21 protein-coding genes are annotated in these 25,809 nt (G+C 43.5%); 3 read left to right on the forward strand and 18 right to left on the reverse strand.

The features are described 5' to 3' along the window. Positions 1 to 13 precede the first annotated feature (13 nt). The 4 genes from CPC19_RS02080 to CPC19_RS02095 form a co-directional block, all read right to left on the reverse strand. A complete protein-coding gene (locus tag CPC19_RS02080) occupies positions 14 to 583 on the reverse strand; it encodes a class I SAM-dependent methyltransferase (RefSeq protein WP_016390822.1) in 570 nt (189 codons plus the stop codon). Next, on the reverse strand, positions 564 to 1,646 hold the full coding sequence (locus tag CPC19_RS02085; protein ID WP_016390823.1) for an FAD-binding oxidoreductase: 1,083 nt from the start codon (positions 1,644 to 1,646) through the stop codon (positions 564 to 566). Before CPC19_RS02085 ends, CPC19_RS02080 begins: the two co-directional genes overlap by 20 nt. A gap of 89 nt (positions 1,647 to 1,735) precedes the next feature. Then, a complete protein-coding gene (locus CPC19_RS02090; protein WP_016390824.1) occupies positions 1,736 to 1,969 on the reverse strand; it encodes a VF530 family DNA-binding protein in 234 nt (77 codons plus the stop codon). A 142-nt stretch (positions 1,970 to 2,111) separates the two neighbouring features. Continuing rightward, positions 2,112 to 3,995, reverse strand: coding sequence for an ATP-binding cassette domain-containing protein (locus CPC19_RS02095; RefSeq protein WP_016390825.1), 1,884 nt, complete (start codon positions 3,993 to 3,995; stop codon positions 2,112 to 2,114). Between the two features lie 175 nt (positions 3,996 to 4,170). Between CPC19_RS02095 and recQ the strand changes: the two genes are divergently transcribed. Further along, positions 4,171 to 6,285 carry a DNA helicase RecQ gene (gene recQ / locus CPC19_RS02100; RefSeq protein ID WP_016390826.1) on the forward strand — a complete coding sequence of 705 codons (2,115 nt, stop codon included), beginning with the start codon at positions 4,171 to 4,173 and terminating at the stop codon, positions 6,283 to 6,285. Between the two features lie 15 nt (positions 6,286 to 6,300). Here the strand turns inward: recQ and CPC19_RS02105 are convergent, their stop codons facing one another. Beyond that, positions 6,301 to 7,857 carry a SulP family inorganic anion transporter gene (locus CPC19_RS02105; protein WP_016390827.1) on the reverse strand — a complete coding sequence of 519 codons (1,557 nt, stop codon included), beginning with the start codon at positions 7,855 to 7,857 and terminating at the stop codon, positions 6,301 to 6,303. Between the two features lie 293 nt (positions 7,858 to 8,150). Between CPC19_RS02105 and CPC19_RS02110 the strand changes: the two genes are divergently transcribed. Further along, positions 8,151 to 9,866, forward strand: a complete 1,716-nt coding sequence (locus CPC19_RS02110) for a lysophospholipid acyltransferase family protein (RefSeq protein ID WP_016390828.1) — start codon at positions 8,151 to 8,153, stop codon at positions 9,864 to 9,866. Between the two features lie 39 nt (positions 9,867 to 9,905). On the opposite strand, the gene dbpA is transcribed toward CPC19_RS02110, so the two are convergent. The 4 genes from dbpA to CPC19_RS02130 form a co-directional block, all read right to left on the reverse strand. Beyond that, the gene (gene dbpA, locus CPC19_RS02115) at positions 9,906 to 11,288 is read right to left on the reverse strand and encodes an ATP-dependent RNA helicase DbpA (RefSeq protein ID WP_016390829.1); all 1,383 of its coding nucleotides are present in this window, start codon (positions 11,286 to 11,288) and stop codon (positions 9,906 to 9,908) included. Between the two features lie 14 nt (positions 11,289 to 11,302). Beyond that, positions 11,303 to 11,638, reverse strand: coding sequence for a HopJ type III effector protein (locus tag CPC19_RS02120; protein ID WP_016390830.1), 336 nt, complete (start codon positions 11,636 to 11,638; stop codon positions 11,303 to 11,305). Between the two features lie 57 nt (positions 11,639 to 11,695). Continuing rightward, complete coding sequence (yeiP, locus tag CPC19_RS02125) at positions 11,696 to 12,262, reverse strand: elongation factor P-like protein YeiP (RefSeq protein ID WP_016390831.1); 567 nt, start codon at positions 12,260 to 12,262, stop codon at positions 11,696 to 11,698. 85 nt (positions 12,263 to 12,347) lie between these two features. Continuing rightward, a complete protein-coding gene (locus tag CPC19_RS02130; protein ID WP_016390832.1) occupies positions 12,348 to 13,175 on the reverse strand; it encodes a DNA ligase in 828 nt (275 codons plus the stop codon). A 391-nt stretch (positions 13,176 to 13,566) separates the two neighbouring features. On the opposite strand from CPC19_RS02130, the gene CPC19_RS02135 reads away from it, so the two are divergent. Continuing rightward, positions 13,567 to 14,841, forward strand: a complete 1,275-nt coding sequence (locus tag CPC19_RS02135) for an O-acetylhomoserine aminocarboxypropyltransferase/cysteine synthase family protein (RefSeq protein ID WP_016390833.1) — start codon at positions 13,567 to 13,569, stop codon at positions 14,839 to 14,841. 133 nt (positions 14,842 to 14,974) lie between these two features. On the opposite strand, the gene CPC19_RS02140 is transcribed toward CPC19_RS02135, so the two are convergent. The 9 genes from CPC19_RS02140 to CPC19_RS02180 all read right to left on the reverse strand — a co-directional run bounded on the left by CPC19_RS02140 (position 14,975) and on the right by CPC19_RS02180 (position 25,803). Further along, positions 14,975 to 15,433 carry a YaiI/YqxD family protein gene (locus CPC19_RS02140; protein ID WP_016390834.1) on the reverse strand — a complete coding sequence of 153 codons (459 nt, stop codon included), beginning with the start codon at positions 15,431 to 15,433 and terminating at the stop codon, positions 14,975 to 14,977. 15 nt (positions 15,434 to 15,448) lie between these two features. After that, positions 15,449 to 17,305, reverse strand: coding sequence for a sodium:solute symporter family protein (locus CPC19_RS02145; RefSeq protein WP_236610542.1), 1,857 nt, complete (start codon positions 17,303 to 17,305; stop codon positions 15,449 to 15,451). Then, the gene (locus CPC19_RS02150) at positions 17,280 to 17,531 is read right to left on the reverse strand and encodes a DUF4212 domain-containing protein (RefSeq protein WP_015006934.1); all 252 of its coding nucleotides are present in this window, start codon (positions 17,529 to 17,531) and stop codon (positions 17,280 to 17,282) included. Before CPC19_RS02150 ends, CPC19_RS02145 begins: the two co-directional genes overlap by 26 nt. Positions 17,532 to 17,738: 207 nt before the next feature. Continuing rightward, the gene (locus CPC19_RS02155) at positions 17,739 to 19,121 is read right to left on the reverse strand and encodes a DASS family sodium-coupled anion symporter (protein ID WP_015006933.1); all 1,383 of its coding nucleotides are present in this window, start codon (positions 19,119 to 19,121) and stop codon (positions 17,739 to 17,741) included. A 19-nt stretch (positions 19,122 to 19,140) separates the two neighbouring features. After that, complete coding sequence (locus CPC19_RS02160; RefSeq protein ID WP_016390836.1) at positions 19,141 to 21,582, reverse strand: EAL domain-containing protein; 2,442 nt, start codon at positions 21,580 to 21,582, stop codon at positions 19,141 to 19,143. Positions 21,583 to 21,609: 27 nt separating this feature from the next. Continuing rightward, positions 21,610 to 22,818, reverse strand: a complete 1,209-nt coding sequence (locus tag CPC19_RS02165) for a hypothetical protein (RefSeq protein WP_015006931.1) — start codon at positions 22,816 to 22,818, stop codon at positions 21,610 to 21,612. Beyond that, positions 22,793 to 23,203 (reverse strand): hypothetical protein, encoded by a 411-nt coding sequence (locus tag CPC19_RS02170; RefSeq protein WP_016390837.1) that lies wholly within the window; start codon positions 23,201 to 23,203, stop codon positions 22,793 to 22,795. The genes CPC19_RS02165 and CPC19_RS02170 overlap by 26 nt, the downstream gene beginning before the upstream one ends. A gap of 78 nt (positions 23,204 to 23,281) precedes the next feature. Beyond that, positions 23,282 to 25,351, reverse strand: coding sequence for a YgiQ family radical SAM protein (locus CPC19_RS02175; RefSeq protein ID WP_232228656.1), 2,070 nt, complete (start codon positions 25,349 to 25,351; stop codon positions 23,282 to 23,284). An 89-nt stretch (positions 25,352 to 25,440) separates the two neighbouring features. Further along, positions 25,441 to 25,803 (reverse strand): DUF1499 domain-containing protein, encoded by a 363-nt coding sequence (locus tag CPC19_RS02180; RefSeq protein WP_015006928.1) that lies wholly within the window; start codon positions 25,801 to 25,803, stop codon positions 25,441 to 25,443. Positions 25,804 to 25,809 lie beyond the last annotated feature (6 nt).

Genomic DNA, 25,809 nt, shown 5'->3' on the forward strand with positions numbered 1-25,809 from the left:
ATGGCATGATTAATTACAGGTGCTCTATCAAAATAAGTTCTGGTGGGCTATTTTTTGTTGCACTAGGTATTTGAATAGTCACCTCGTATTGTTTTTTTGGCAGTGTCTTCGCCCAACTTTTTACAGACTCAGTTTCCTCTCGACCACCAGTATGTCCTGTGTAAGCCAGTATAGAAATAATACCTGGCTGTGCCAACAGGGCAATCGCTGACTCTAATGCCTGAAGCGTAGAGTTTGGCGTCGTTTGCAGTAATTTATCACTACCCGGTAAATAGCCTAAATTAAACATCGCACAACGAATCGAATGAACATCGTCCTTCGTTAAGTAAGCTGATAATTGTGAATGATCATCTTGTATCAGGTAAACCCGGTGTAATAGTTTTTCTTTGCTTAGCCGTTGCTCTGTTGTGTGCAAAGCGGCGGCTTGTAAGTCGAATGAGTAGACTTTTCCTGCCTCACCAATTTGCTTGGCTAAAAAGAGCGTATCAAAGCCATTACCCATTGTGGCATCAACGGCAATATCGCCCTCTGAAAGATAATTCGCAATATTGTTATGCGCTTGCTCAACGAGTGAAATAGTCATGTGTATACCTATTAATATCAGCGGATGTTGGTAACGGCTCAGCGTGAGTTAAGTAACGTAAAAAGCGCTCTGCATGCCACGGAATGAGGAGGGAGCCCTTGGAGCCGAAACCGTTAAAAACGAGTAATTTAGACTGCTCAGGATGCTGGCCTAAAAAGGGTTGCTTGTCGCGAGTACCAGGGCGAATACCAACGTTGTGTTCTAGTCGTTGAGCTTGCCTTAAGTGCGGAAAATACGGGTAACACGCATCGAGTAACTCAAGAGCAGCTTTTTCGTTAGGTTGCTCATCCAGTGGTTGCCATTGCCAACTGGCCCCCAATTTGAGTTGCCCGTTAGCAAGGGGCAGTAACCATTTGCCAAACTGCACAATTTCATTTGGCAAAGGATGATCTGTTTTCAGGGTTAAAATATCACCTTGTACCGGCTGCAAAGGAAGCCATGAAAACCATGGGTTATATTGTAAGTGGTAGCCATCACAAAAAATTATTTTATCGGCAGTGTGGTCATGCCATTCAACTGATGATGAACTGATGTTAAGTTCACTCAAGTCAATTTGTGCCTTGATGAAGCAGCCTTGATGCAGGAAAAAATCACGCAAATGATCGAGTAAAGCAACAGTATCAAGGTAAGCACATTGCTGTTGCTTGAAACCACCCAAGGATGTTTCTTTTAGGTATTTTTTATCTTTTGCATTGAAACGTTCAGCCAAGAAAGGTGCATACTCAGCCTGATTTTTTCGCTTGTTCCACTGGTTTAGCTCAGCCTCTGATTGGAATAGGCGAACCTGTTCCCTTTCATGCAGAAAGGTGAGACCAAAGAAATTAGCCAGTTCTGCATAAAGTTCTTTTGCTGCTGTAAGGTATTGTTCGACATGGTCAGTTTTAACTAACCTTTTGCCCGTTACCGGGTTAATTAAGCCAGCCGCGGTGCGCGATGCGGTGTGCGTAAGGCAAGGGTCAAGGAGTAAAACAGAGTGACCTTGTTGAATAAGTCGCCAGCCCAACAAGCTACCGGCTAGCCCTTGGCCAATAATCAGGAATTCAACTTTTTTCTTAGGGGTCAATTTAGCCTTTTTTAAACTTGAATAGTGTCAGCGGTGCCTACTTTTCAATTAGGCTGGAATGGGCGGCTATTTGCAGTATCTAATAGGAATTATTTTTTCCAAACGCTATTTTGTGTTGCAAGGTAAAGCGTCTCCACTTTTTTCCTAGCCCAAGGTGTTTTGCGAAGAAACTTAAGGCTAGATTTAACAGATGGATCACTGATGAAACAACGAATGTTTATTTGCTGGCCTAAACTCTCCCAGCCATAATGTTCAACAAGGCTAGTAACAATCGCCTCAAGTGTAAGGCCGTGTAGAGGGTCTTTGTTAGTTTTTTCGCTCATTCCAATGTTGTCCATTCACGTAATAGGTGCTGATGTTACGCATTTGTAAGCGTTAATCAAGCGTGCCCAATATAAAATTGAGGCTTATTATGGTTAGTTAACTGTTTTTTCGGCCACAAACTGGGCTAGGCTCTTTAACTGATTATATAAGCTCTTCGAGCGCTTCTTGTGCCGTCAGCCAAGCCTCTTCGGTTTTGGCTAGTTGTTCATCAATGCTGCTCTTTTCATTAATAATGTCGGCTAATTGTTGCTTCTTATCTTGATGGTATAAATCGCTATCAGCCAGTTTGGCTTCAAGCTGTTGTTGTTTCTCCTGCAATTTATCGAGTTGTTTTTCTGCTTTTCTTAGGGCGTCGCGTAGTGGTTTTTGCTGTTGCCTGTTATTCGCTTGCTGCTGTTTTTGTTCTTTACGAGCATTAACGTTTTTGTCGCTAGAGGGGGCGCTGTCATTTTCTTTGGCTTGATTTTTTACCCAGTCGGCGTAGTCACCTAGGTCGCCATCAAAGGGTGTTATTTTGCCGCCAGAGACGAGTAAAAACTGATCAGTGATGGTGCGCAGCAAGTGTCGATCATGGGAAACAATAATCATTGCGCCACTAAACTCTTGTAAGGAGGCACTTAAGGCATGGCGCATTTCTATATCTAAATGGTTGGTCGGTTCATCAAGCAATAATAAATTAGGCTTTTGATAAACCAGAAGTGCGAGAGCTAGCCTTGCTTTTTCGCCTCCAGAAAAGGGCGCGATGGCTTCTAGAGTTTTGTCACCATGAAAGCCGAAACCACCAAGAAAGTTTCTTAAATCACGTTCGGTGGTTTTTTTATCTAATCGCTGCAAATGCAATAAGGGTGATGCATTAGGATCTAATTGCTCTAACTGGTGCTGTGCGAAATAACCAACTTTAAGGCTTTCGGCACATTCAATGCTGCCGCTTGTTGGCTTGTTTTCTTCTGCGAGAAGCTTAATTAATGTCGATTTACCAGCGCCGTTTGGGCCTAATAATGCAACGCGATCACCGGGTTTTATAGATAGAGAGACATTATTTAAAATGACATTGTCGCTGTAGGCCAGTGTTGTCTTTTCAACTTTGATCAATGGATTCGAGACCCGTTCAGGCTTGAAAAATGCAAAATGAAAAGGAGAGTCAATATGTGCGGCAGAAATCAATTCCATTCGCTCCAGTGCCTTTAAGCGACTTTGGGCTTGCTTCGCTTTAGTTGCTTTTGCTTTAAAACGATCAACATAACTTTGAATGTGTGCACGTTCTTTTTGTTGGCGTTCAAAATTAGACTGTTGCTGGGCCAAGCGTTCAGCCCTAGCGCGTTCAAATTGAGAATAATTGCCGCTATAGAGCATCGCACTTTGTTGCTCAATATGTAGAATATTGCCGACAACAGCGTCTAAAAAGTCCCTATCGTGAGAAATAAGTAATAAGGTTCCAGCATAACTTTGTAGCCACTCTTGTAGCCAAATAACTGCATCTAAGTCTAAGTGATTGGTTGGTTCATCCAACAGCAGCAGATCGGAGCGGCACATGAGTGCCTTTGCAAGGTTTAAACGTACGCGCCAGCCACCAGAAAAGCTGGTAACAGGGTTGTTTAAATCGGTGGCCTTAAAACCCAGTCCGTTCATTAAAATCGCTGCCCGCGAGTTGGCAGTGTAGCCTTGAATAGTTTCTAGTTCAGCATACAGTTCGGCAGCACGGTGGCCGTCGTGTTGCTCTTCTGCATGGGCTATTTTTTGCTGAATATCGCGGAGTTCTTTATCGCCATCGATCACAAACTCAATAGCGGCTTGCTCAGTGGCGGCTAACTCTTGGGCAACGTGGGCAATCACAAAGCCCGATTGAATAGAAAAATCACCGCTATCGGGGTGGAGGCTATCTAACACCATCGCAAATAAACTAGACTTACCGCAGCCATTGGCACCACTAATACCAACGCGTTGTCCTGAGTGCAGCGTGAAGGAAACATTCTCGAATAATACTTTAGTTCCTCGGCGGAGCGATACGTTGCTTAACTTCAACATGTTTTGGGTCGTACAGATGGGAAAGCTGGCATTATACCTAAAGCCCGAGTGCGATGCTTAAACGTGGCCTACGCTGGTTCTTGTATGGCTAATGTTATTGGTTGTGAGCCGATTCGTTTAGCTGCGGATAGGCTTGTTTATGCGATAATTATATTTTTTATTAGCCCTTGTATTGATGAATCGCGCGCAATCTATTTTACAGTCAACGTTTGGTTACGACGCTTTTCGTGAGCCACAAGGTGAAATTATTCATGAGTTAGAGCAAGGGCGCGATGCCTTTGTGCTGATGCCCACAGGCGGTGGTAAGTCGCTGTGCTACCAAATTCCAGCCTTATTGCGTGATGGCACTGCGATTATTGTATCGCCATTGATTGCGCTGATGCAGGATCAGGTGGATGCGCTTAATCAACTGGGTATTAAAGCAGCCTATTTAAACTCAACACTCGATGTCGCTGAGGCGCGAGAAGTGGAGGCGCAATTATTAAATGGCGCTTTAGATTTATTGTATGTAGCGCCAGAAAGGTTGTTGAACCCTATTATGCTGTCGTTGTTGGAGCGCTGCCATATTGCCTTGTTTGCGATTGATGAGGCGCATTGTGTATCGCAATGGGGGCATGACTTTAGGCCAGAATATCAAAAGTTACGTGTGCTGCATGAGCGTTTTCCACAAGTGCCGCGTATTGCATTAACCGCCACAGCTGATCAACGTACGCGCGATGAAATTATTGCGCAATTACAACTTGAAGGGGCGCGGGTATTCATCAATAGTTTTGATCGGCCGAATATTCACTATGCTATTTCTGAAGGTAATAACCCGAAATTACGGTTGTGGCGCTTTATACAGGAAAATCATGCGCAAGATGCAGGCATTGTGTATTGCCTATCACGCAAGAAAGTAGAAGCGACTGCCGAATGGTTAACAGAACAAGGGCGTATCGCATTGCCTTATCACGCGGGCTTATCGCAAGAGCTTAGGCAAAAAAACCAACAGCGTTTTTTACGCGATGAAGGGGTGATTATTGTCGCTACAATCGCCTTTGGTATGGGCATAGATAAGCCGGATGTACGTTTTGTAGCGCACTTAAGTTTACCAAAAAGTATTGAGGCGTATTATCAAGAAACCGGTCGTGCAGGCCGTGATGGCGAGCCTGCAAATGCATGGATGGCGTATGGCTTGCAAGATGTATTGACGCTGCGACAATTTATGCAAAACTCCAATGCCGATGAGGCGCATAAACGTGTTGAGCATAATAAATTAGAATCTATGCTGGGGCTTTGCGAGCTGATTGCTTGTCGGCGGCAAGCCTTGCTAGGCTACTTTGATGAGCGGTTAGAACAGCCATGTGGTGCCTGTGATAATTGCACAACACCGCCTGAAAAATGGGATGGTTCTGAAGCGGCGCAAAAGATTTTATCGAGCATTTATCGTACAGGGCAACGCTTTGGCGTTAATTATATTATTGATGTCTTAATGGGCAAGGCTGATGACCGTATCCGGCAAAACCAGCACGAGCAGTTAAGTACCTTTGGCATTGGTAAAGAATTCTCAACGATGGAATGGCGAACTATTTTTAGGCAGTTGATAGCGCTTGGCTTTATTAATGTTGAAGCAGAAAGCCATGGCTCGCTAACACTGACAGAAAAATGCCGACCAGTGTTACGCGGTGAACAAAAACTGGCGCTAAGAAAGCAAACAAAAGAAGAAAAGCTGACAACAGAAAAAAAGAAGAAAAGCCCTGTTCGCCCACAAGACGAGCCGTTATGGGACGCTTTACGAGCTTTGAGAACGCAACTAGCGGAAGACAGTGGTGTGCCGCCCTATGTCATTTTTCATGATGCAACCTTAATGGAAATGATTAAAAAGCGCCCGGTTGAGATTGGCGATATGCGGTATATCAGTGGCGTGGGTGATCAAAAAATAAAGCGTTATGGCCAGGTTTTTTTGGCAGAAATTGCAAAGTACCCGTTAGCAGAATTATTGAATAATCGGCTTAGCGCAACGGTTAATGAGACGCTCATGTTGTATCAAGAGGGTTTAGATATAAAGGCGATTGCAACACAGCGCGATATGAAAGAAAACACGGTATATGGACATTTAGCCGATGCAATTGAAGTAGGGCTACTGGATGTCAAAGAGGTACTCGATTTAGACGACAGTGAATATCAAGAAATCATCATGACTATAGAGTCTTTGGAAGATGAGTCAAAAGGCCGCATTAAACCTATCTATGAGGCCTTGGATGAAGAGTATGAATACGGCATTATTAAATGCGTTCAAGCCTCTATGTAAGGCAGGCTAACATTGTTAGCCTAGTTCATCATCAGCAATTGAATATTTTGGGTCTTCAATCACGTTAACTTCAATTAGCTTTCTAGCCTTGTGTAATAATTTGATGCACTCTGGGCTTAAATGACGTAAATGCAGTGTTTTGCCTTGCTTCATGTATCGTTCTGCCAAGGCATCAATGGCTTCAATGCCCGAATGATCGGAGACGCGTGAACGTGCAAAATCAACAATCACTTCTTGTGGGTCGTTATAAGGGTCAAACTGGTCACGAAAGTTATGGATGGAGGCAAAAAATAGCGGACCAGTTGGCTTATAAATTTTAACGCCATCTTTTTCTTCAATCTCAAAGTGCATGTTTTTAGCATGTTTCCAAGCAAACACTAAGGTAGACATTAAGACACCTACGACAACCGCAATGGCTAAATCAGTTAGCACGGTAACAACCGCAACAGTAATACCGACAAGTGTATCGGAAGTTGGGATGCGGCCCAATAAGCGGAAGCTGGCCCATTCAAATGTACCCAGTACCACCATAAACATCACGCCGACTAAGGCAGCAACGGGGATCATTTCAATCAGTGATGAGCCAACTAAAATAAAGGCAAGTAAGAATAACGCAGCGGAAATCCCCGAAGCGCGTCCGCGACCACCAGAATTAATGTTGATCATGCTTTGACCAATCATCGCGCAGCCACCCATTCCACCAAAAAAACCGGTAGCCACATTGGCAACGCCTTGACCAATGCATTCTTTATTTCCACGGCCACGCGTTTCGGTTATTTCATCAATCAGAGTTAAGGTTAATAAAGACTCAATTAAACCAATGGCAGCAAGAATCAGCGCATAAGGGAAAATAATTTTCAGCGTTTCAAGATTTAGCGGCACGCTAGGGAAATGGAATTGCGGTAAGCCGCCAGCAATAGTCGCCACCGGATCGCCAGTCATATCGACAAGCACATCTTGAACGGTACGTAAGTCCATATCTAAGCCAATAGAAATGGCAACGATGGTTAAGATCGCAGCCAATGATGATGGAATGGCCTTCGTTAATTTGGGTAAGAAATAGATAATGGCCATGGTCAGCGCCACCATGCCTAACATTAATGTCATCTGCTCACCTTGTAGCCAAGCAAGCTCGCCGGTGACCGGATCAAGGAATTGAAATTGTTGCAGCTGAGCCATAAAAATAACAATCGCTAAACCATTCACGAAGCCTAACATCACAGGGTGTGGCACTAAGCGAATGAATTTTCCTAAGCGAAAAACTCCAGCCAGCACTTGTAAAACACCCATTAAGACAACGGTTGCAAATAGATATTCAACCCCATGAGTTGCCACCAAGCTCACCATAACAACAGCCAGTGCGCCGGTTGCGCCAGAAATCATTCCCGGACGGCCGCCAATAGCCGCGGTAATTAAACCGACCATAAAAGCAGCATATAAACCGACTAAGGGTTCAACCCCTGCTACGAAAGCAAAGGCAACGGCTTCGGGTACTAGAGCTAGTGCAACGGTAAGGCCAGAAAGAAGATCACTTTTTAGGCTTTGAGAACGAGAAAGGATAAGTTGAAACATAGGGATTTGCAGACAGTTATATAAGGAGCATTAACATAATGGAAACATTCAATCGAACATTATAGCAGAGAGTGTGCATTTGCAGCATTCATTAAAGCGTCAAGCAATTGTTATAAAACGTTCATAAACAAAGATTATTCTAACGATAAATTAAAAACTAAATAGTGATATGAACTAGGAAAACTTCATGAAAACGGATCAAGGTTTGATGCCATCGCTAATGCTTTATAAGCACATTTTTGCTGGCTAGCCCTCGAAAATTTTAGTAAAAAAATAACGGACGATTAAGTAGTATGCTAAATATTGAGCAAACAATAGAGCAAAAATTCCCAAATTTTGAGCAACGTGGCTCATGGCTTAAAAAACCAACGGTTGGTTTTTTAAAAAAACTGATGCATGAAAATGAAGTGAATCAATTCCTAGAAGATCATCAAGATGACGAGGGGTTTGATTTTATTGATCAAGTATTTGCATTTTTTAACTTTAGTTACTCAGCATCACACAGTGACAGGGCTAATATCCCCGCCAGTGGCCGCGTAATTATTGTTGCTAATCACCCACTGGGTGCGCTCGATGGATTATCGCTGTTAAAGCTTGTTGGTGAGGTGCGCCGCGATGTAAAAATAGTGGTTAATGACATGTTAATGGAGTTTAAGGCGCTAGACAGTCTATTATTACCCGTTGATAATTTAAGAAAATCAACGCAAAAGAGTAGTATTTCGCGTATTTTGCAGAGTTTAAATAATGAAGAAGCCGTTATTATTTTTCCTGCAGGCGAAGTGTCAAGAATGAGACCGAACGGAGTACGTGACGGAAAATGGTCGAGCGGATTCTTAAGTTTTGCTAAGAAAACCCAAGCTCCTATTTTGCCAATTTACGTTAAGGCGCGGAACTCATCTCTTTTTTATAGCAGTTCAATGTTCTACAAGCCTTTATCAAGCATGTTGTTAGCGCATGAGGTTTTTAATAAAAACTCGAAAACGATAAGCTTCAAGGTGGGCGCTCCCATCCCATACCGTTTTATAGATAGTTTGCCATTAAAACGTAAAGAAATTGCGCGATTGGTTCGTCGCCATGCTTACTTGCTAGGTAAAGGAAAAAAGAGCCTGCTGGAAACAGAACAGACCATTATTCACCCGCGTGATCGAAAGGCCCTGAAAAATGAGTTAAAAGAGGGTGAGTTACTGGGCGAAACAGCCGATGAAAAGAAAATATACTTATTTGATTATCGACCGGACTCTGCGGTCATGAATGAAATTGGGCGCTTAAGGGAAATGACTTTTCGGCGTGTCGGTGAAGGCACAGGCAAAAGCCGAGATCTTGATCGGTATGATAAGCATTATCGCCATATTATTTTGTGGGATGAGCAAGAACTTGAAATTGTAGGCTCTTATCGACTCGCTGAAGTAAAACGCTTAATGGATTTAGACAAGGGTCGAGGCATTTATAGCCAAGAACTTTTTGACTATAACATGCAGAAAGTTGCTCCTTATTTTGAACAGGGTATAGAACTTGGCCGTAGTTTTGTCAGCCCTAAGTATTGGGGTAAACGCAGCTTAGACCACTTATGGTATGGCATTGGCGCCTACCTTAGGAAGTACCCATCAACACGCTACTTATTTGGCCCTGTTAGCTTAAGTGATGCTTACCCTGAACTAGCTAAAGCGTTGATTGTGACGTTCTATCAGCATTACTTTCCTGATGCCGATTGCTTAGCCACCTCTCGAACGCCCTATATTATGAGGCCAGAAATAAAAAAGCAGGTGGCAGATGTGCTGACCGGCAATAATCAAAGTGACGACTTTAGAGTCATGAAAGAACACTTAGCGCATATGAATGTCACCGTACCAACCTTATACAAGCAATACGCCGATTTATGTGATGAAGGCGGTGTTCGCTACATTGATTTTAATGTAGATGCGAACTTTGGACACTGTATAGATGGGCTGATCATGACCGATATGCATAAACTAAAAGCTAAAAAGCGTTTACGTTATGTAGGCGGTTAATGCTACTAACCGCTCTACAAGAGTAGACATCCGTTTTAATTAGCGAACCTTCCGTGCTTTAGCCGGGCGGCCTTTAATTTTCCCATTGGCGAGGTAGTTCAGTGCTTGTCGCACAGCCTCATGTTCAAGCGCCACATAACTGGAGCGGTCAAAAATATCTATTTTGCCGATTTGCTTGCCTTCTAAGCCAGCATCGCCGGTTAGTGCCCCTAAAATATCGCCGGGGCGAATTTTATCTTTACGGCCGCCATCAATTTGAATGGTAACCATTGGCGGGTAGAGCTTGTAGCTACTATTGCGGTCCAACGATAAAGGGCTGTCTATTAAACAAGGTTTGTGTTGATATTCTTCAATTGCTTTTACACGCACTTGCTCATGTTCAGCAAATAAGCTCATGGCGAGCCCAGTTTCGCCGGCACGCCCGGTTCTTCCGATACGATGAACGTAAATTTCAGGATCGCGAGGCAGTTCGTAATTGATGACCATGCCGATGGATTTAATATCGAGCCCACGAGCAGCCACATCGGTTGCAACCAGTACGGAGCAACTATTATTAGCAAAGCGAACAAGCACTTGGTCACGCTCACGCTGGTCAAGGTCGCCGTGTATCGCTAATGATTCAATATTATGCTCGCGTAAAAACTCAGCCATCTCACTGCACTGCGCTTTGGTATGGCAGAAAACAATCGCCGTTTTAGGTTGATAATGCTCAAATAATGCCAGTAGCGTATTGTTGCGCTCATGTTTTTTGACTTGGTAAAACAACTGCTCGATCACGCTTTGCTGATGATCAGACTCAACCGTGACGGTAACAGGGTCGCGTTGAATAGAGCGACACATTTTTTTTACTTCGTCAGGGTAGGTGGCAGAAAACAGTAGGGTTTGACGAGAGGCAGGTGTGCGTTTAATGATGTCAGTCATCACATCAGAAAAGCCCATATCCAACATTCGGTCCGCTTCATCTAACACGAGGGTTTTTAGCTGATCGAGCTTCAGGGTGCGTTTTTTTAGGTGATCTTGAATTCGCCCGGGCGTACCCACCACAATATGTGCACCATGCTCTAGTGAGCCTACTTGTGGTCCAAAGGGTTTGCCACCGCATAGTAGTACCAGCTTTATATTAGGCACACTGCGAGCCAACTTACGAATTTCTTTACCGACTTGGTCGGCCAGTTCGCGGGTTGGGCACAAAACCAGTGCCTGCGTACCAAAAAAGCGTGGGTTAATTTTATCTAGTAAGCCAATGCCGAACGCTGCGGTTTTACCGCTCCCTGTTTTAGCTTGTGCGAGGATATCTTTGCCCTTTAAAACATGCGGCAGGCTTTGCGCTTGCACTGGCGTCATATTTTTATAGCCGAGTGAGCTCAAGTTTTTAACTTGAGCTGATGTAATGGGTAAAGATGAAAAGAGGGTGTCAGGCATAGGTTTTATCGGGGTTATTTTTTTGCTGTTAGCGGGTTGCTGTCAAAGCGAATGCCTGCCCAGCCTGTTTTCATAAAGTGACGAATATTTTGGTGATCATCGCCATCTGGGGTAGCCAGTACATCACGGTAGTACTCACCAAATAATGCCAAGGTTTGTGGCTCGGTAAACTCATTTAGCTTGGCAAAGGCAAATAACTTGCAAGAACCATTGTTTTCATTTGCCTTATTGTTAACTTCGCCGTTACTAAATGCGCTGGGTGTAAAATCATACAGCGCATCAATAATGTCCATGGTGTCGCTAAACTGTAATGTGGCTAATGCTTCGCGTAGTTGTTGGATGTTGTTCATGCTGGTGTCTCGGTCAAATGGGCTTAGTGTTAAAAGGTGCGGTTGTCAGGTAATAATTTATCCGCGCGACATAAATTTGCCGGTGCTGGTGTTTATTTTAATGACTTCTTCATTGTCTATATATTCCGGTACTTGAACTTCTAACCCAGTGCTTAGCGTAGCTGGTTTGGTTCGTGCAGAGGCAGAGGCGCCTTTTAAACCAGGCGCAGTATCCACTATTTGTAAGCTAATGGTGGCCGGTAACTCAATAGCAACCAGAGCTTCTTCTAGTAAAATGCCTACTAGGCTATCGAGCCCCTCGCTTAGGTATTTAACTTGTTCTTCAATGTCTTCAGCATCTAGTGTGTATTGATCATAGGTGTCTAAGTTCATGAAGGTATAGGCGTTACCATCTTGATAAGAAAACTGTAAATTGGCTTTTTCGCAATCGAGATCCTTCAGAAAGTCATCGCCTTTTAAGGTTTCATCACGTTTTTGCTTGCTTTTAAGGTGATTAAAGCGAACTTTATAAAGGGTAGAGGCTCCACGAGATGATGGGTTGCGTACGTCGATACTTTTAACCGCATAGGGTTCGTCATTGACTTCAACAACCATTCCGCATTTTAAATCGCTGGCTTTAGGCATGTGTGTTCCATGTGTTTGATTAGGCGTAATTATACGCCAACATGAAAAGCGCAATGGAAAACTCTTTTGTTTGATTTACGGGTGACTAAGGTTTGTTAAACGGTCTTAAATAGACAGGAAATCGATAGCGGCCTTTTTTGGTTAGGCCATAATATTTAAACGTGATTTCACTGCCTATAAGGGGTGGGTCAGTTCTGTCTTTATTTGAAAAGCCAGAACCAATGGTTAACTGTTTGCCCTGTGAAGTCAGGCAGAGTATAGAGCCCATTTTGCCTTGATATTGTCCTTTTCCGGGGAGGACTTTTAGCACGGTACATTCTGTGTCGGTGTATTCCTTTAGTTTCAATGCTGAAGATAAACGACCTGTTTGATAGGCTTGATTAGGGTCCCTAACCACAACGCCTTCACCTTGGTTAGCAGTAATAGAGTGTAAAAAGCGCTGTAATTGTTTTTTATTGTTAACGGTTGTTTGCTGAATGATCTGAATGTACGGCGTAGGGTTCTTATCTAGATAGTTTTGTAAAACCTGTAGCCGTTTATGTAAATTACCTGTTTGATTGGGCACATCAAATATTTGATGGGTAATATGTTTCCATCGTTCACCAGCATGTTGGCTGTTAACAATGGAGCTGATGTTTTCAAAGTCGGCTCGCTGTGTCCATAGCTCACCGTCTATTGGAAAAGGTGGGTAGTTCTGGGTAAACCATGCTGGTGGGCTAAGTATTTTTCCTCCTCGACTAATGAGCTTGTTGCCATCCCAATAGCCGCGTACGCCATCGAGTTTTTCGCTCATAAGCCAACCCGTCACAGGAATATCTTGATGGTATTTTTTAAGTAAAAATATATCCGGTTTAGCAGCGTAAGCTGGCAACGATATAAGGCTTATTAATATAAAAAAGATCCGTTTTTTCATGTTCCATTGCTTCGAAGCGTTGGTGATATTGATGTATGGCTGATGACCCTTGAAATACTTGTCGTGTTCTTTATAAATGATGAAGTGGTTTTTTTACAGATTTATCAGCCTAAAGTTTTACTTTGTTGTTTAGCTCAGCGGTACCGTTTGTTGACATATCTTAACCATTAGTTCGACAATTGGTATTGTTAGAAGTCACAGTTAACCTATTGGATATGAGCTGTTAAGGCTTATATGTTGGCTCAGACTCATAGATACTCGCTGTGCAATTTAGTCTGCGAATGGAAGCCATTTTGAAAAAATGGGCGGCGCATTGTTTTAATAGCCGTTATAAAAACGCCACACTTCCGCAGTAGATTAAATTTATATAAATAATAATCGAGGAGACTCAATGAAATTAGAAACAATTGCACTTCATACTGGCTATCAAATAGACCCAAGCACTCATGCGGCCACGACACCTATTTACCAAACTACATCGTATGCTTTTGATAGCACTCAGCATGGCGCAGATTTATTCAACTTAAAGGTCCCCGGTAATATTTATTCACGCATTATGAATCCAACTAATGCGGTGTTGGAACAACGAGTGGCTGAAATGGAAGGTGGGATTGCAGGCTTGGCATTATCGTCAGGAATGGCTGCTATAACCTATGCTATTCAATGTATTACTCATGTGGGCAGAAACATTGTTAGCACCAACCAACTGTATGGTGGAACCTATAATTTTTTCGCCCATACGCTACCACAGCAAGGCGTTGAAACGCGCTTTGCCTCATATGATGACTTAGCTGGGCTTGAAGCGTTGATTGATGACAACACCAGTGCTGTGTTTTGTGAATCTATTGGTAACCCAGGTGGTAATGTGGTTGACCTTGCCAAGCTCGCAGAGATTGCCCATCGTCATGGTGTGCCTTTAATTGTAGATAATACAGTGGCCTCACCTATTTTATGTCGTCCATTCGAACACGGCGCAGACATTGTTATTCATTCATTAACAAAATATATCGGTGGGCATGGCACAACGCTTGGTGGCATGATTGTCGATTCGGGCCAGTTTGACTGGGTTGCCAATAAAGAGCGTTTTCCGATGTTGAATGAACCTGATCCCTCATATCATGGTGTTGTGTATACAGAAGCGTTAGGCCCTGCTGCTTTTATTGGGCGTTGCCGAGTTGTGCCGTTACGTAACACAGGCGCTGCACTGGCTGCACATAGTGCCTTCTTGCTGATGCAGGGGCTTGAAACATTGGCGTTAAGAATGGAGCGCCATTGTGAAAATGCAGAAAAAGTAGCTGAATACCTCAAGCAACATGCTCAAGTTGAATGGGTTAATTATGCTGGCTTAACAAGCAGCCCAGATTATCAAACATGCCAAAAAATATCTGCGGGTAAGGCCTCGGGCATCATCAGCTTTGGGATTAAAGGGGGTGCGGAAGCAGGAGGTAAATTTATTGATGCACTGCAAATGATTTTACGCTTGGTGAATATAGGGGATGCTAAATCATTGGCTTGCCACCCTGCTTCAACAACACACCGTCAATTAAGCGTAGAGGAGTTGGCTAAAGTAGGTGTTAGTGAAGAGATGGTAAGGCTATCGGTCGGCATTGAGCACATCGATGATATTATTGGCGATATTGAGCAAGCCCTAGCGGCGGCACAGTAATAATATAAGTCCCTATTCATTATAAAAATGAATAGGGACTTCTCGATTGAGTAAGTGAAGGCAGGGCTGTTTTCTATGGATTTACTGTCTATTTAATAGTGTCTGAACTAAAACAATAAAACGAACATTAGCGTTAACGATTGGCTTGAGTGAGCAGCCTATCGAGTTGGTTGGCAAATGTCTGTCTGTCCGTATTATTTAAAGGCGGTGGGCCGCCACCAATTTCTAAGCCACTGGAACGCATGGTTTCCATAAAGTCGCGCATATTAAGACGGTCTTTAATGTTTTCTTTTGTGTATAGATCACCACGTGGGTTTAAGGCCGTGCCACCTTTTTCTATGACATCAGCAGCTAACGGAATGTCGCCAGTAATCACTAAGTCTCCCGCTTGCATTCGTTTAACAATTTCATTATCGGCCTCATCAAAACCCTGATTAACGCGTAAAAAAGAAATATAAGCAGAAGGCGGCACCCGGATTGCCTGATTAGCCACCAAGGTCATTTGAGTGTTTGTGCGCTCTGCGGCGCGAAATAAAATGTCCTTTATGACAACAGGGCAGGCGTCGGCATCTACCCAAATAGTGTTAAGCATCGTTATTATCGCTTCTTAGTGATCGTGAGCGGCAGCGGCTGCATTGGGCAGCCGAATTCGTTCAACCATATTCTGTACACTTTGAGGAGGTGCAGGCGTTAGGCTGGACACAATAAAGGCGACGGAGAAGTTCAAGCACATACCGATCGCACCAATGCCTTCCGGTGAAATACCAAACAGCCAGTTTTCAGCGGTATTAGCGGCCATTGGCTCTATAAAAATACCTTTAAAATAAATGATATAGCCCATTGTGAACACCAGCCCGGTGAGCATGCCGCAAATGGCGCCGTATTTATTCATGCGCTTACTAAAAATACCCATAATCAGCACTGGGAACAAGGACGATGCAGCTAAGCCAAAGGCAAACGCAACGACTTGAGCGACAAACGCGGGTGGGTGTAAGCCTAAATAACCAGCAACGAGAATCGCGAAGGCCGAGGTGATTCGGCTAGCGCGTAATTCATTTTTCTCGCTGATCTTGTGCATAAAGGTGCTTTTTAATAAATCGTGCGAAATACTGGCGGAAATAACTAATAATAAACCGGCAGCCGTGGATAAAGCAGCGGCAACACCACCGGCAGCGATTAATGCAATAACCCAGTTGGGTAATTGCGCGATTTCTGGGCTAGCCAGTACCATAATGTCACGATCAACGTAAATTTCATTAGCAAATGGTGCGTTATTCACTACCTTGCCTTCAGACGGGTTAGTAATGATGCGTTCACCTAAAGCACCACGTTGTTCAGCATCGAATACAGGCTTTCCTTCGCCGGCAAACGCCTTGCCTGCAGCGTATTGCAATTTACCATCGCCGTTATGATCAAACCAGCCGAGTAAGCCTGAGCTTTCCCACGTTTGGAACCAACTGGGCATATCGATGTAGGCGGTGCCGCTGTTATCAGGCCCATTAATACTGTTGATAATGCTTAAACGGCTTAAGGAGCCAACAACTGGCGCGGTGGTATATAACAAGGCGATAAAAATAAGCGCCCAGCCAGCCGATTTTCTTGCATCAGAGACTTTAGGAACGGTAAAAAAGCGCACAATAACATGCGGTAAACCAGCCGTGCCGACCATTAAGGCTAAGGTAATAGCGGCAACGTCGATCATTGATTTATCGTTAAACGGCTCGGTGTAGGCATTAAAGCCTAAATCAAGCAGTGTTTTATCCAAGGCATCTAATAAAAACCCAGAACCATCTGACATTTGACTACCAAACGCAATTTGTGGAATAGGGTTGCCTGTAAATTGTATGGCCATAAAAATAGCCGGTACAGAATAGGCAAACATCAACACAATATACTGTGCAACCTGCGTGTAGGTGATGCCTTTCATGCCACCAATGACCGAATAGATAAACACAATGCCCATGCCAAGGTATAAACCTTGATCTATAGGTAATTCTAAAAAGCGCGAAAAGACGATACCAACACCGCGCATTTGCCCCGCGACATAGGTAAAAGAAATAAAAATTAAACACAGAACAGCAATGACACGAGCGGCACGTGAATAATAGCGATCACTAATAAATTCAGGTACAGTAAATTTGCCGAATTTACGTAAATATGGCGCTAGTAACATGGCAAGAAGTACATAGCCACCTGTCCAACCCATTAAATACACACCGGCTTCGTAGCCTAAATATGAAATTAAACCGGCCATTGAGATAAACGACGCCGCTGACATCCAATCAGCTCCTGTCGCCATGCCGTTAACGATAGGGTGAACACCTTTGCCGGCAATATAAAAATCGCCTGTTGTTTTTGCATTGGCCCAAATAGCAATGCCGATATACAGCGCGAATGTGGCCCCAACCACTAAGTAAATCAGTGTTTGTAATTCCATATCAATCATCCACGCCGTATTTAGCATCTAGTGCGCTCATTTTTTTAATGTAATAAAAAATTAAAAAAACAAAAGAAATAATGGAGCCTTGCTGAGAAAACCAAAAGCCTAACTTAAAGCCAGCAAATTCAATGCTATTAAGTGGTTCAACTAAAATGATGCCGAACACAAAAGAGACAAGAAACCAAATAAATAGCAGCTTCAAAATGAGACGAATATTATCCGTCCAGTAATGGTCAGTATTAGCCGACATAACACCCCTCCAAGTTATTTTTAATGACACCGTGTGTGAATTGATTGGTGTGTATACCCTTTGTAGGGTAAGTGTTTTTATTGTGTTGTATTATTGAGGATTAAGCGGTGCGATGCAATGAGTGAAGAGAGTGTCATCACTGGATTGTTTCTCTCATCATTTTGGTAGGCGTTTAATGGCGGAACCTGCAATATAGCAAGGCGCAATTTAGAGTAAAACGAACCAACAAATGGCTGTTATAACAAGGGTGCCAAGCAAGTTTAATATAAAGCCTTCTTTTGCCATCTGATCACCATGGATGTATCCACTACTAAACACAATGGTGTTCGGGGCAGTAGCAACAGGGAGTATAAAGGCGCAGCTGGCGCTGAATGCGGCGGGAACCATTAATAATAAGGGGTCAATGTCAGCGTTAATGGCGGTGGCGGCGAGTATGGGCATTAGCATGGCTGTGGTGGCGGTATTGCTGGTCGCTTCGGTCATAAAGGTCACGCTTAACGCAATAATGGCTATCATCACTATAAGGCTAAAGGCGGTGACAGCGGATAGTTGTTCACCCAGTTGGTTGCTTAGACCCGAGGCAACAAAAGCTTTGGCCAGACAAATGCCTCCGCTAAACAATAATAAAATACCCCAAGGTATTTGCTGAGCTGCTTTCCAGTCTAAGAGTTTTTGCTTGTTGCCATTTGGGGTAATAAATAAGACGATAACGGCCAGTAATGCGATAGATGCATCATTAGCGTGCGGTAAATTTAGCCAACCACTCCAACCACCAAAAGGCTCTCGGCGAGTGATCCATAGCAACGCGGTAAGCCCAACGACAAGTGTGACTCGTCGTTCGTGTGTTGTCCATGCGCCCACAGCAGGTAAGGAAAATTCGCCTGTACCCTGTAGGTGTCGGGTGAGCCAAAGCCAGACGATGGGAATAAAAGTGATCACTAACGGTAGCGCCCAGCTCATCCATTGGGTAAAGCTAATTTGCAAGCCGGTGTTCTCTTCATAAACCTGCATGAAAATTAAATTTGGAGGGGTACCAATGGGTGTGCCGATGCCACCGATGCTGGCAGAATAAGCGAGGCCTAGTAATAAAGGAATGGCTAGCTTTTTATTGTCAGTGCTATCAACGACGGCTAGCACAACGGGAAGTAGCATGATCGTTGCAGCTGTATTGGAAATCCACATGCTAAGTGTGGCCGAGGCGACCATAAACCCCAATACTAATCGTTTCGGGTTGTTGTTACCAAACCAATGGACCATGGTAAGTGCTATACGGCGATGAGCGCCACAATGAGAAATAGCCGTAGACAGTAAGAAGCCGCCGAGTAATAGTAAGATAAGTTTATTGCCATAAGCGGCAGCTACTTGCTCACTTGTTAAGACGCCTGTTAGTGGAAAAATAGCAATTGGTAACAGTGACGTGATGGGGATCGGCACTGGTTCAAAAATCCACCAAGTAATACACCAAACAGCGATAGCTGCTGTAATGATAAGAGGCTCAGGCAGCTTTCCATGAAAGCTGAAAAACAGCACACAAGATAGAATTGGGCCAGCGATTAAGCTTAAGGTTTTTAACGATAAGGGCGAGGTCAATGTATAGATATTAGGCTGATTAGTGACTGAGGATTAGTTTGTTATTAGGGAGCGTCGCCGAGGGCTTTGCTATATGGTAGCCTTGAGCATAATCAATATTATACGATGCAAGCAAATCTAAAATGGTTTGATTTTCAACAAACTCAGCAATGGTTTTTAATCCAGATAGTTGGGATATTTCAGACACTGCTTTAACAAACACTTGATCCTCCTTATGTTTTTCAAGTGTTTGAATGAAGGAGCCATCTATTTTTATATAATCAACGGGTAATTGGCGTAGGTAAAAGAAGGACGCATAGCCAACGCCGAAGTCATCAAGTGCAAACTTAGCACCGGTTTCCTTGATATCGTTCATTAGGTTGACGGCTGTATTGATGTTCGCCACAGCGGTGGTTTCGGTGACTTCTATGATTAGTTTTTTAGCGTCAATATCGTGCTGCTTGAGCCCCTCTTTAAGGGTGCTGATAAGGAGGGTGTTGTTAAAAGCTTTGCCCGACAGGTTAATCGATAGTTTTAAAGGGTTGTTTTGTGTCTGCAAGAAACGTAATGTTTCAAAGGCCAGCTGTAAAACAGCTAAGTCAATTTGGTTGATGAGTCCAGACTGTTCGGCTATGGGGATGAAGCTGTTAGGCATAATAATTTCACCGTCCAAATCGATCATTCGAACGAGAGCTTCAGCATGAGAGATTTGATTAGTTTTAATATCTAAAATTGGTTGAAAATGTAGGCAAAGCCGCTTATCTGCAAGAGCCGCTTCAATTTTTTCTTTCCATAAAATGCGTGTTTTTAGTAATTCTTTGGTTTGTTCTTTTTGGGAGTATAGGTGTGACTTACTACGGCCGCTTTCTTTAGCCTGGTACATTGCGATATCGGCATTTGACATAAAATTCTGAACAGTCAAACCATATTCGGGGAACATAGCGATACCAATACTGGCGCTAATATTATGTTGCGTGCCACTGTATTCAAATCGCATTAAACGCAGTTTTTCTATAATTTTTTGAGCGAATTGAGTGGCGCCATGAGCATCAATATTGGGTAACAGTAAGGCAAATTCATCGCCCCCTAAGCGAGCTAAGATATCGGATGAGCGGATAGTTTGTTGTATGGTCTCAGCGACTTGTTTTAATAAAAGGTCGCCGGCGCCATGGCCACTGGTGTCATTAATGTATTTAAACTGATCGAGATCTAAATAAAGAATAGCGCCGTTGCTTCTATAACGTTGAGAAATCTTTAATTGCTGCTCAAACTCAAGTTGGAAGCGGCGGCGATTAAAGAGCTTGGTGAGAGAGTCATGGTCTGCGAGCCAAACAAGGTTTTGTTCTTTTTCTCTAATTAACTGACTGCCTTTTTCTAATTGATCAATCACCATAGTGGCTGATTGCTCGAGTGTGACTAACTCGTCTTGAGTTTTATATTTATGCCTACGCGTTTGTTGCAAATAGACTCTTGCTTGATGGAAGTTCCCTTTAGATAGAGCAGGCAATGCATTGCTGACCGTTATTAATCGATGAGTAGCCTTCAGCAAAATAGGTAAAAGAATCACAACAGAGGCGATTAGCGCCAGTAAGATGGCATAAAGCGCTTCTTTTTTAGATTGCTCAATTAAGAGATAGTCTTCAGAAAGGTCGGTAGCGATTAGAAGCTGTGGGCTATTTGAATGAGAAGGCTCGACTAAATTAAACAGGCGTAAGCTAAATTGCTGCTGCCCTAGATCTAAATGACTGCCGTTGGTATCGGCAAGGTTTTGCTCTGGGTGGGCCTTATAAAAATTTGTAAGAAGTTGCTTAAGCTTATATGGGTTAGTACTAGCCACAATATTGAGCGGCCCGTATTCATTGTCCTCAGTAGTTGAAGAGCGGCTTAGGATGGCGATATCTGTACGTGTTGCTTCTTTAAATGTAATGATAATGTCGGCCAACGAGCGAACAAAGACAAATAAAGCGTTCTGCTCGCCCATTGAATCAGCAAGGACAGGGATGTAGACAATTTGGTAGCATTGGATTTGGCAAAATAGCTTATAACTGGGTTTTTCTAGTCTTAGGACGTTCGTTAAGTCTTCATTGGGTATGACCGCCGTCACGTTTGACCCCCAGAGTGCCTTTAGTTGGCTTTCTTGGTTGTAAAACGATATAGACACTAAGCCCCAGTTGGTTTGTAGGCTCCCCCATTGCTGAGTGATAGCTTTAATAGCCTGTTCTTCAAACTGAGTGGGAGTGTTGCTACGCTGTGTGGTGTTCAATTCTGCTATTTGTTCGATAAGCCTTGCAGATTGGCCGATGAGTGCTTTAACGATAGATAATTGGTATTGTTGTTCCTGATGATGCTGGCGTTCAAACTGCTCAGTAATTTGCTTATAACTGGTGCCATATTGGATGGCATGGGTAATGCTGAGCAACAGGCCGAAAAGTAATAGAGCTTTCCATTTGATGCTAAAAAATAAGTTATTTTTTCGACGCATAAGATTTTGGCTGCTTTGCTAATTAAATTAGAAGCGATACGAGACTTGCAGCGCAAACAGGCTCCAATGCTTTTTTGTGGCTAGTCGGTCTGGGTTGTCGGCAAACGACAAAATGGCGGTGCCATTGAGGCGATGATACTCTGCTTGAATCATCCATTGGCTTGAGGGGCTCCACTCTAGGCCGAGCATATAATCTTTAGTAAAAGCAGCACTGCGAAGTGAATTAGGTACGCTGGTTCTACCGTTTCGGTTATCTTTGTCTAAGAATAAAGCATCATAACGCGCATAGCCTTTCACACGGTTGGTGAAATAATAATCCCCTTGAAGGTAGTAACTTTCAGTTACTGGCGATGCATCAGGGTAGAAAGGGCCAAAGTTTTTGAAAGTATTTTCTTGTCTAAGGTATTCCCCAGTTAAGGTAATATCGCCAAAACGTTGTTGGGCAGACAAGATAAACTGTTCAAAATCTAAATCACCATTGTCAAAAAAGTCGCCTAGCCCGCTGGGTTTGTACTCCATATCAGCATTCGCATAACTAAATGCTAAACGTGTTGCGCCACTGATACTTTCATAGCCAATTTTAGTGATGTAGCTAGGCATATTTTCTAAGTGGCCGGGGGCATCGAATGTCAAAATAGCGATTTCAAGCTCGTCTAAATCATCACCTAATTCTCCAGCATTAAGTTGAAACGAAAAGTAACCAATATCTAGAGTTTTATCGACATAAATTTGAGCACCATCGGTGCTTAGAAGTAGGTTACGAGAGCGTTCGTAGTTTATGCCGGGTAAGGTTATTGAAGGTCGTGTAAAGGCTACGTCACGCGTTTCATTATAAAAGCCAAAAGGGTTTTTGATGCGCCCTAAGCGAAGACCCATGCGCAGACTGTAACTATCTATAATCGTCCAGTCGATCAAGGCAAAATCGATCCCCGCTTCTTCGCTTACATCACCAGCATGTCGATATATCCCTTGTGCAGCTACTCGTATGTTATCTAGGGGGCGAAAGGAAACATTAATGCCAGTTTCTGTAAGGCCTAAGGTTCCACGGTGTTTACTACTTTGACCATATATATTATTTGCAGTAGTTAAAAAATAACCTTGACTCGCAAAGCCATGTATTTGAAAGTCGTCTAACGGCTCAAAAGAATGAGCGGGGCTGAAACTGGTTAGCAGTTGGCTACTAATAACCAGTAAAGCCCAGCAACGATGTTTAATCGATTTTAATAATACGCACATTATCATTTCCTTTGTTAGCGTAGCCAATGGCACCGGGAGAAGAAGAAATGGCTTTCAGCATTTCTTCTTCACTGTCGACGGTGATGGGGGCCTCCCCTGTGCCAGAATAAATGTTTCTATCCCATATACGCCTAAGTTTATAAGGGAAAACATGTAGGCTTGTTTTTGAAAATTGTTGATGAAGAGCGTTTTCATCGCTCAACACAAAAACTTTTATGGGGCGGCCACTGGGCCAATATAGGGTGCGCATGGTAAAGATGTTACGGGCTGCTGTAGCGGATAGCCTATCAACAGGTACGCTAGGGTGCGCAATAAGTTCAACCGCCTGAGAAAGGGGCGATAGTTGGCAAATAAGGCAAAATATAATAAAACGTACTCTTTCCATGAACACGGTTCTTGAAAGTATTAGTTTTCAGTGTAGTACGTTTTATAGATTTGGCAATGCTTGGCCAAAGGAAAGGGGTTAAAGCTTATTTTTTCCTTTTTTAGTAGTCAATGGTTTGTAACCTTGTTTAGTGTGCTTAGTAACAAACTTCTGCACACCTTTCTTTTTAAAGTTCTTTGTGCCAACAGGTTTGCTAGGTATTAAGCAGTTGGGGGCTTCGCCAATGAGGTGTTTTTTGCCAGATTTTAACAGTAAATCTTTGATGACCTTCCAGTTAGCAGGGTCATGATAACGAAGCAGTGCTTTGTGTAAACGACGCTGCTCAATCTTTCTGACGGTGTTCACTTTTTCGCTTTTATAGCTGAGGCCTTTAAGCGGGTTTCTCCCAGTGTGATACATCGCCGTTGCGGTGGCCATCGGCGATGGATAGAAGGTTTGCACTTGGTCGGCTTGAAATTTATTTTTTTTCAGCCATAAAGCTAGGTTGACCATGTCTTCGTCTTCGGTGCCAGGATGAGCGGCAATAAAGTACGGAATGAGATACTGTTTTTTCCCGGCTTTTTTGGTGAATTTCTCGAACATGGTTTTAAAGCGATCGTAAGTGCCAATACCCGGTTTCATCATTTTCGATAAAGGCGCTTGCTCAGTATGTTCGGGGGCAATTTTCAAATAACCACCAACATGATGGGTTACCAGTTCTTCAACGTATTCAGGTGATTCTACTGCAAGGTCATACCGTAGGCCGGAGGCTATTAAAATCCGTTTAACACCTTTAATTTTTCGCGCTTTTTTATATAACTTAATTAACGGGTCGTGGTCTGTATTTAAGTTGTCGCAAATGCCAGGGTACACGCAAGAAGGTCGTCTACAGGCAGCTTCAATCTTGGGGTCTTTACAAGCAAGACGATACATATTAGCTGTTGGGCCGCCAAGATCAGAGATTGTGCCGGTAAACCCCGGTGTTTTGTCGCGAATGTCTTCAATCTCGTTCAAGATGGATTGTTCTGAACGATTTTGAATGATACGCCCTTCGTGTTCGGTAATGGAGCAAAAAGTACAGCCACCAAAACAACCGCGCATGATGTTGATAGAGAAACGGATCATTTCATAAGCGGGAATACGCTGGCCATCATATTTTGGGTGAGGGACGCGTTGAAAGGGCAAGCCAAATACCTCGTCCATTTCTTCGGTGGATAAAGGAATCGGTGGTGGATTTAACCAAACGTCTTTGCCGTCGTGGTTTTGTACTAATGCACGCGCATTGCCGGGGTTGGTTTCTAAGTGTAAAACCCGTGAAGCATGGGCGTATAAAACAGGGTCGCTTTTTACCTTTTTGTATGAAGGTAAACGTATAACCGTTTTAGCGCGATCAGTTTTGCTGTGTTTAGGTAAAAAGCTGAGTGTGACGACTTGGCTGCCATCGTCGGAATCATTTGTATTGTTGACCTGACATTTTCCGCCGGTTGCTGCGGCTAATTCTTCATCTGACTGATAAGGGTTATTGTGTGGGTCAATTTTACCTGGCCGGTCAATGCGAGTGGAGTCAATGAGTGTCCAACCATCCGGTAATGTATCGCGGACGAACGCCGTGCCGCGAATATCCTTAATATTGGCGATGGCTTCATTTTGGGATAGTCGGTGTGCTAACTCCGCAATAGCTCTCTCCGCATTACCATAGAGTAAAATATCGGCTTGAGAGTCAATTAAAATGGAGCGCCTAACGGCATCATCCCAGTAATCGTAGTGGGCTATCCTTCGTAGGCTGGCTTCAATGCTTCCGAGCACCGTGGGGACATCTGGGAAGGCCTCTTTACATCGCTGTGTATACACAATAACGGCGCGATCTGGACGACGACCTGCCTGATCACCAGGTGTATATGCATCGTCTGAGCGGGCGCGTTTATCCGCAGTATAGCGGTTAATCATTGAGTCCATATTGCCGGCAGCAATACCAAAGAATAAGTTTGGTTTTCCTAGTGCCGAAAAATCTTTGGTACTTTGCCAGTCAGGTTGGTCGATAATGCCAACACGAAAGCCTTGTTTTTCCAGTAGTCGGCCAATAACGGCCATGCCAAAGCTTGGGTGGTCTACATAGGCATCGCCGGTGACGACGATAATATCGCAACTATCCCAACCTAGCGCATCCATTTCTGCGCGGCTTGTCGGTAAGAAGGGTGCTACGCCATAGCACTCCGCCCAATATTTTGGGTATGAGGATAAAGGTTCAGCCGTAGGGATCACAGAATAATGCCATGTTGTTTTAATAATGAACGAAGTCTTTCAACGCGACGTCGGTTAACACCAAAATCGTAATAACCCGTACGGGAGGCCGAGCGTACATGAATAATTTGTTGCTCTATATTTATGATTAAATCGAGATCATCAACAAAACCAAAAACACGACTGGTGATTTCTGCATGAATATGGTTCTCATCATGGATAACAGCGATATTGTTGTCGAGCTGGTTAAGCACCTCTAGCAATCGCTGTTGATCAACTGGCTGATTTTGTTTTAATTTAAAGGGTGCAATAGCATGTTCGTCATCTGCTTTACTGGAGACGCAATTGGGTTTATCTGGGCAAGGTTTTAAAGAAGGCATGTTTGC

This window comes from Cycloclasticus sp. PY97N, from assembly GCF_002443175.1.
In the GTDB taxonomy this organism is placed as follows: Bacteria; Pseudomonadota; Gammaproteobacteria; order Methylococcales; family Cycloclasticaceae; genus Cycloclasticus; species Cycloclasticus pugetii.

Excerpts from the sequence above, each read along its gene's own strand:
- CPC19_RS02160 (WP_016390836.1), bottom strand. The coding sequence starts at position 21,582 with ATGCGTCGAAAAAATAACTTATTTTTTAGCATCAAATGGAAAGCTCTA.
- CPC19_RS02180 (WP_015006928.1), bottom strand. The coding sequence starts at position 25,803 with ATGCCTTCTTTAAAACCTTGCCCAGATAAACCCAATTGCGTCTCCAGT.
- CPC19_RS02170 (WP_016390837.1), bottom strand. The coding sequence starts at position 23,203 with ATGGAAAGAGTACGTTTTATTATATTTTGCCTTATTTGCCAACTATCG.
- CPC19_RS02130 (WP_016390832.1), bottom strand. The coding sequence starts at position 13,175 with ATGAAAAAACGGATCTTTTTTATATTAATAAGCCTTATATCGTTGCCA.
- CPC19_RS02105 (WP_016390827.1), bottom strand. The coding sequence starts at position 7,857 with ATGTTTCAACTTATCCTTTCTCGTTCTCAAAGCCTAAAAAGTGATCTT.
- CPC19_RS02095 (WP_016390825.1), bottom strand. The coding sequence starts at position 3,995 with ATGTTGAAGTTAAGCAACGTATCGCTCCGCCGAGGAACTAAAGTATTA.
- CPC19_RS02145 (WP_236610542.1), bottom strand. The coding sequence starts at position 17,305 with ATGCTAAATACGGCGTGGATGATTGATATGGAATTACAAACACTGATT.
- recQ (WP_016390826.1), top strand. The coding sequence starts at position 4,171 with ATGAATCGCGCGCAATCTATTTTACAGTCAACGTTTGGTTACGACGCT.
- CPC19_RS02090 (WP_016390824.1), bottom strand. The coding sequence starts at position 1,969 with ATGAGCGAAAAAACTAACAAAGACCCTCTACACGGCCTTACACTTGAG.
- CPC19_RS02110 (WP_016390828.1), top strand. The coding sequence starts at position 8,151 with ATGCTAAATATTGAGCAAACAATAGAGCAAAAATTCCCAAATTTTGAG.
- CPC19_RS02140 (WP_016390834.1), bottom strand. The coding sequence starts at position 15,433 with ATGCTTAACACTATTTGGGTAGATGCCGACGCCTGCCCTGTTGTCATA.
- CPC19_RS02120 (WP_016390830.1), bottom strand. The coding sequence starts at position 11,638 with ATGAACAACATCCAACAACTACGCGAAGCATTAGCCACATTACAGTTT.
- CPC19_RS02080 (WP_016390822.1), bottom strand. The coding sequence starts at position 583 with ATGACTATTTCACTCGTTGAGCAAGCGCATAACAATATTGCGAATTAT.
- CPC19_RS02135 (WP_016390833.1), top strand. The coding sequence starts at position 13,567 with ATGAAATTAGAAACAATTGCACTTCATACTGGCTATCAAATAGACCCA.
- yeiP (WP_016390831.1), bottom strand. The coding sequence starts at position 12,262 with ATGCCTAAAGCCAGCGATTTAAAATGCGGAATGGTTGTTGAAGTCAAT.
- CPC19_RS02150 (WP_015006934.1), bottom strand. The coding sequence starts at position 17,531 with ATGTCGGCTAATACTGACCATTACTGGACGGATAATATTCGTCTCATT.
- CPC19_RS02175 (WP_232228656.1), bottom strand. The coding sequence starts at position 25,351 with ATGGATGCGCTAGGTTGGGATAGTTGCGATATTATCGTCGTCACCGGC.
- dbpA (WP_016390829.1), bottom strand. The coding sequence starts at position 11,288 with ATGCCTGACACCCTCTTTTCATCTTTACCCATTACATCAGCTCAAGTT.
- CPC19_RS02165 (WP_015006931.1), bottom strand. The coding sequence starts at position 22,818 with ATGTGCGTATTATTAAAATCGATTAAACATCGTTGCTGGGCTTTACTG.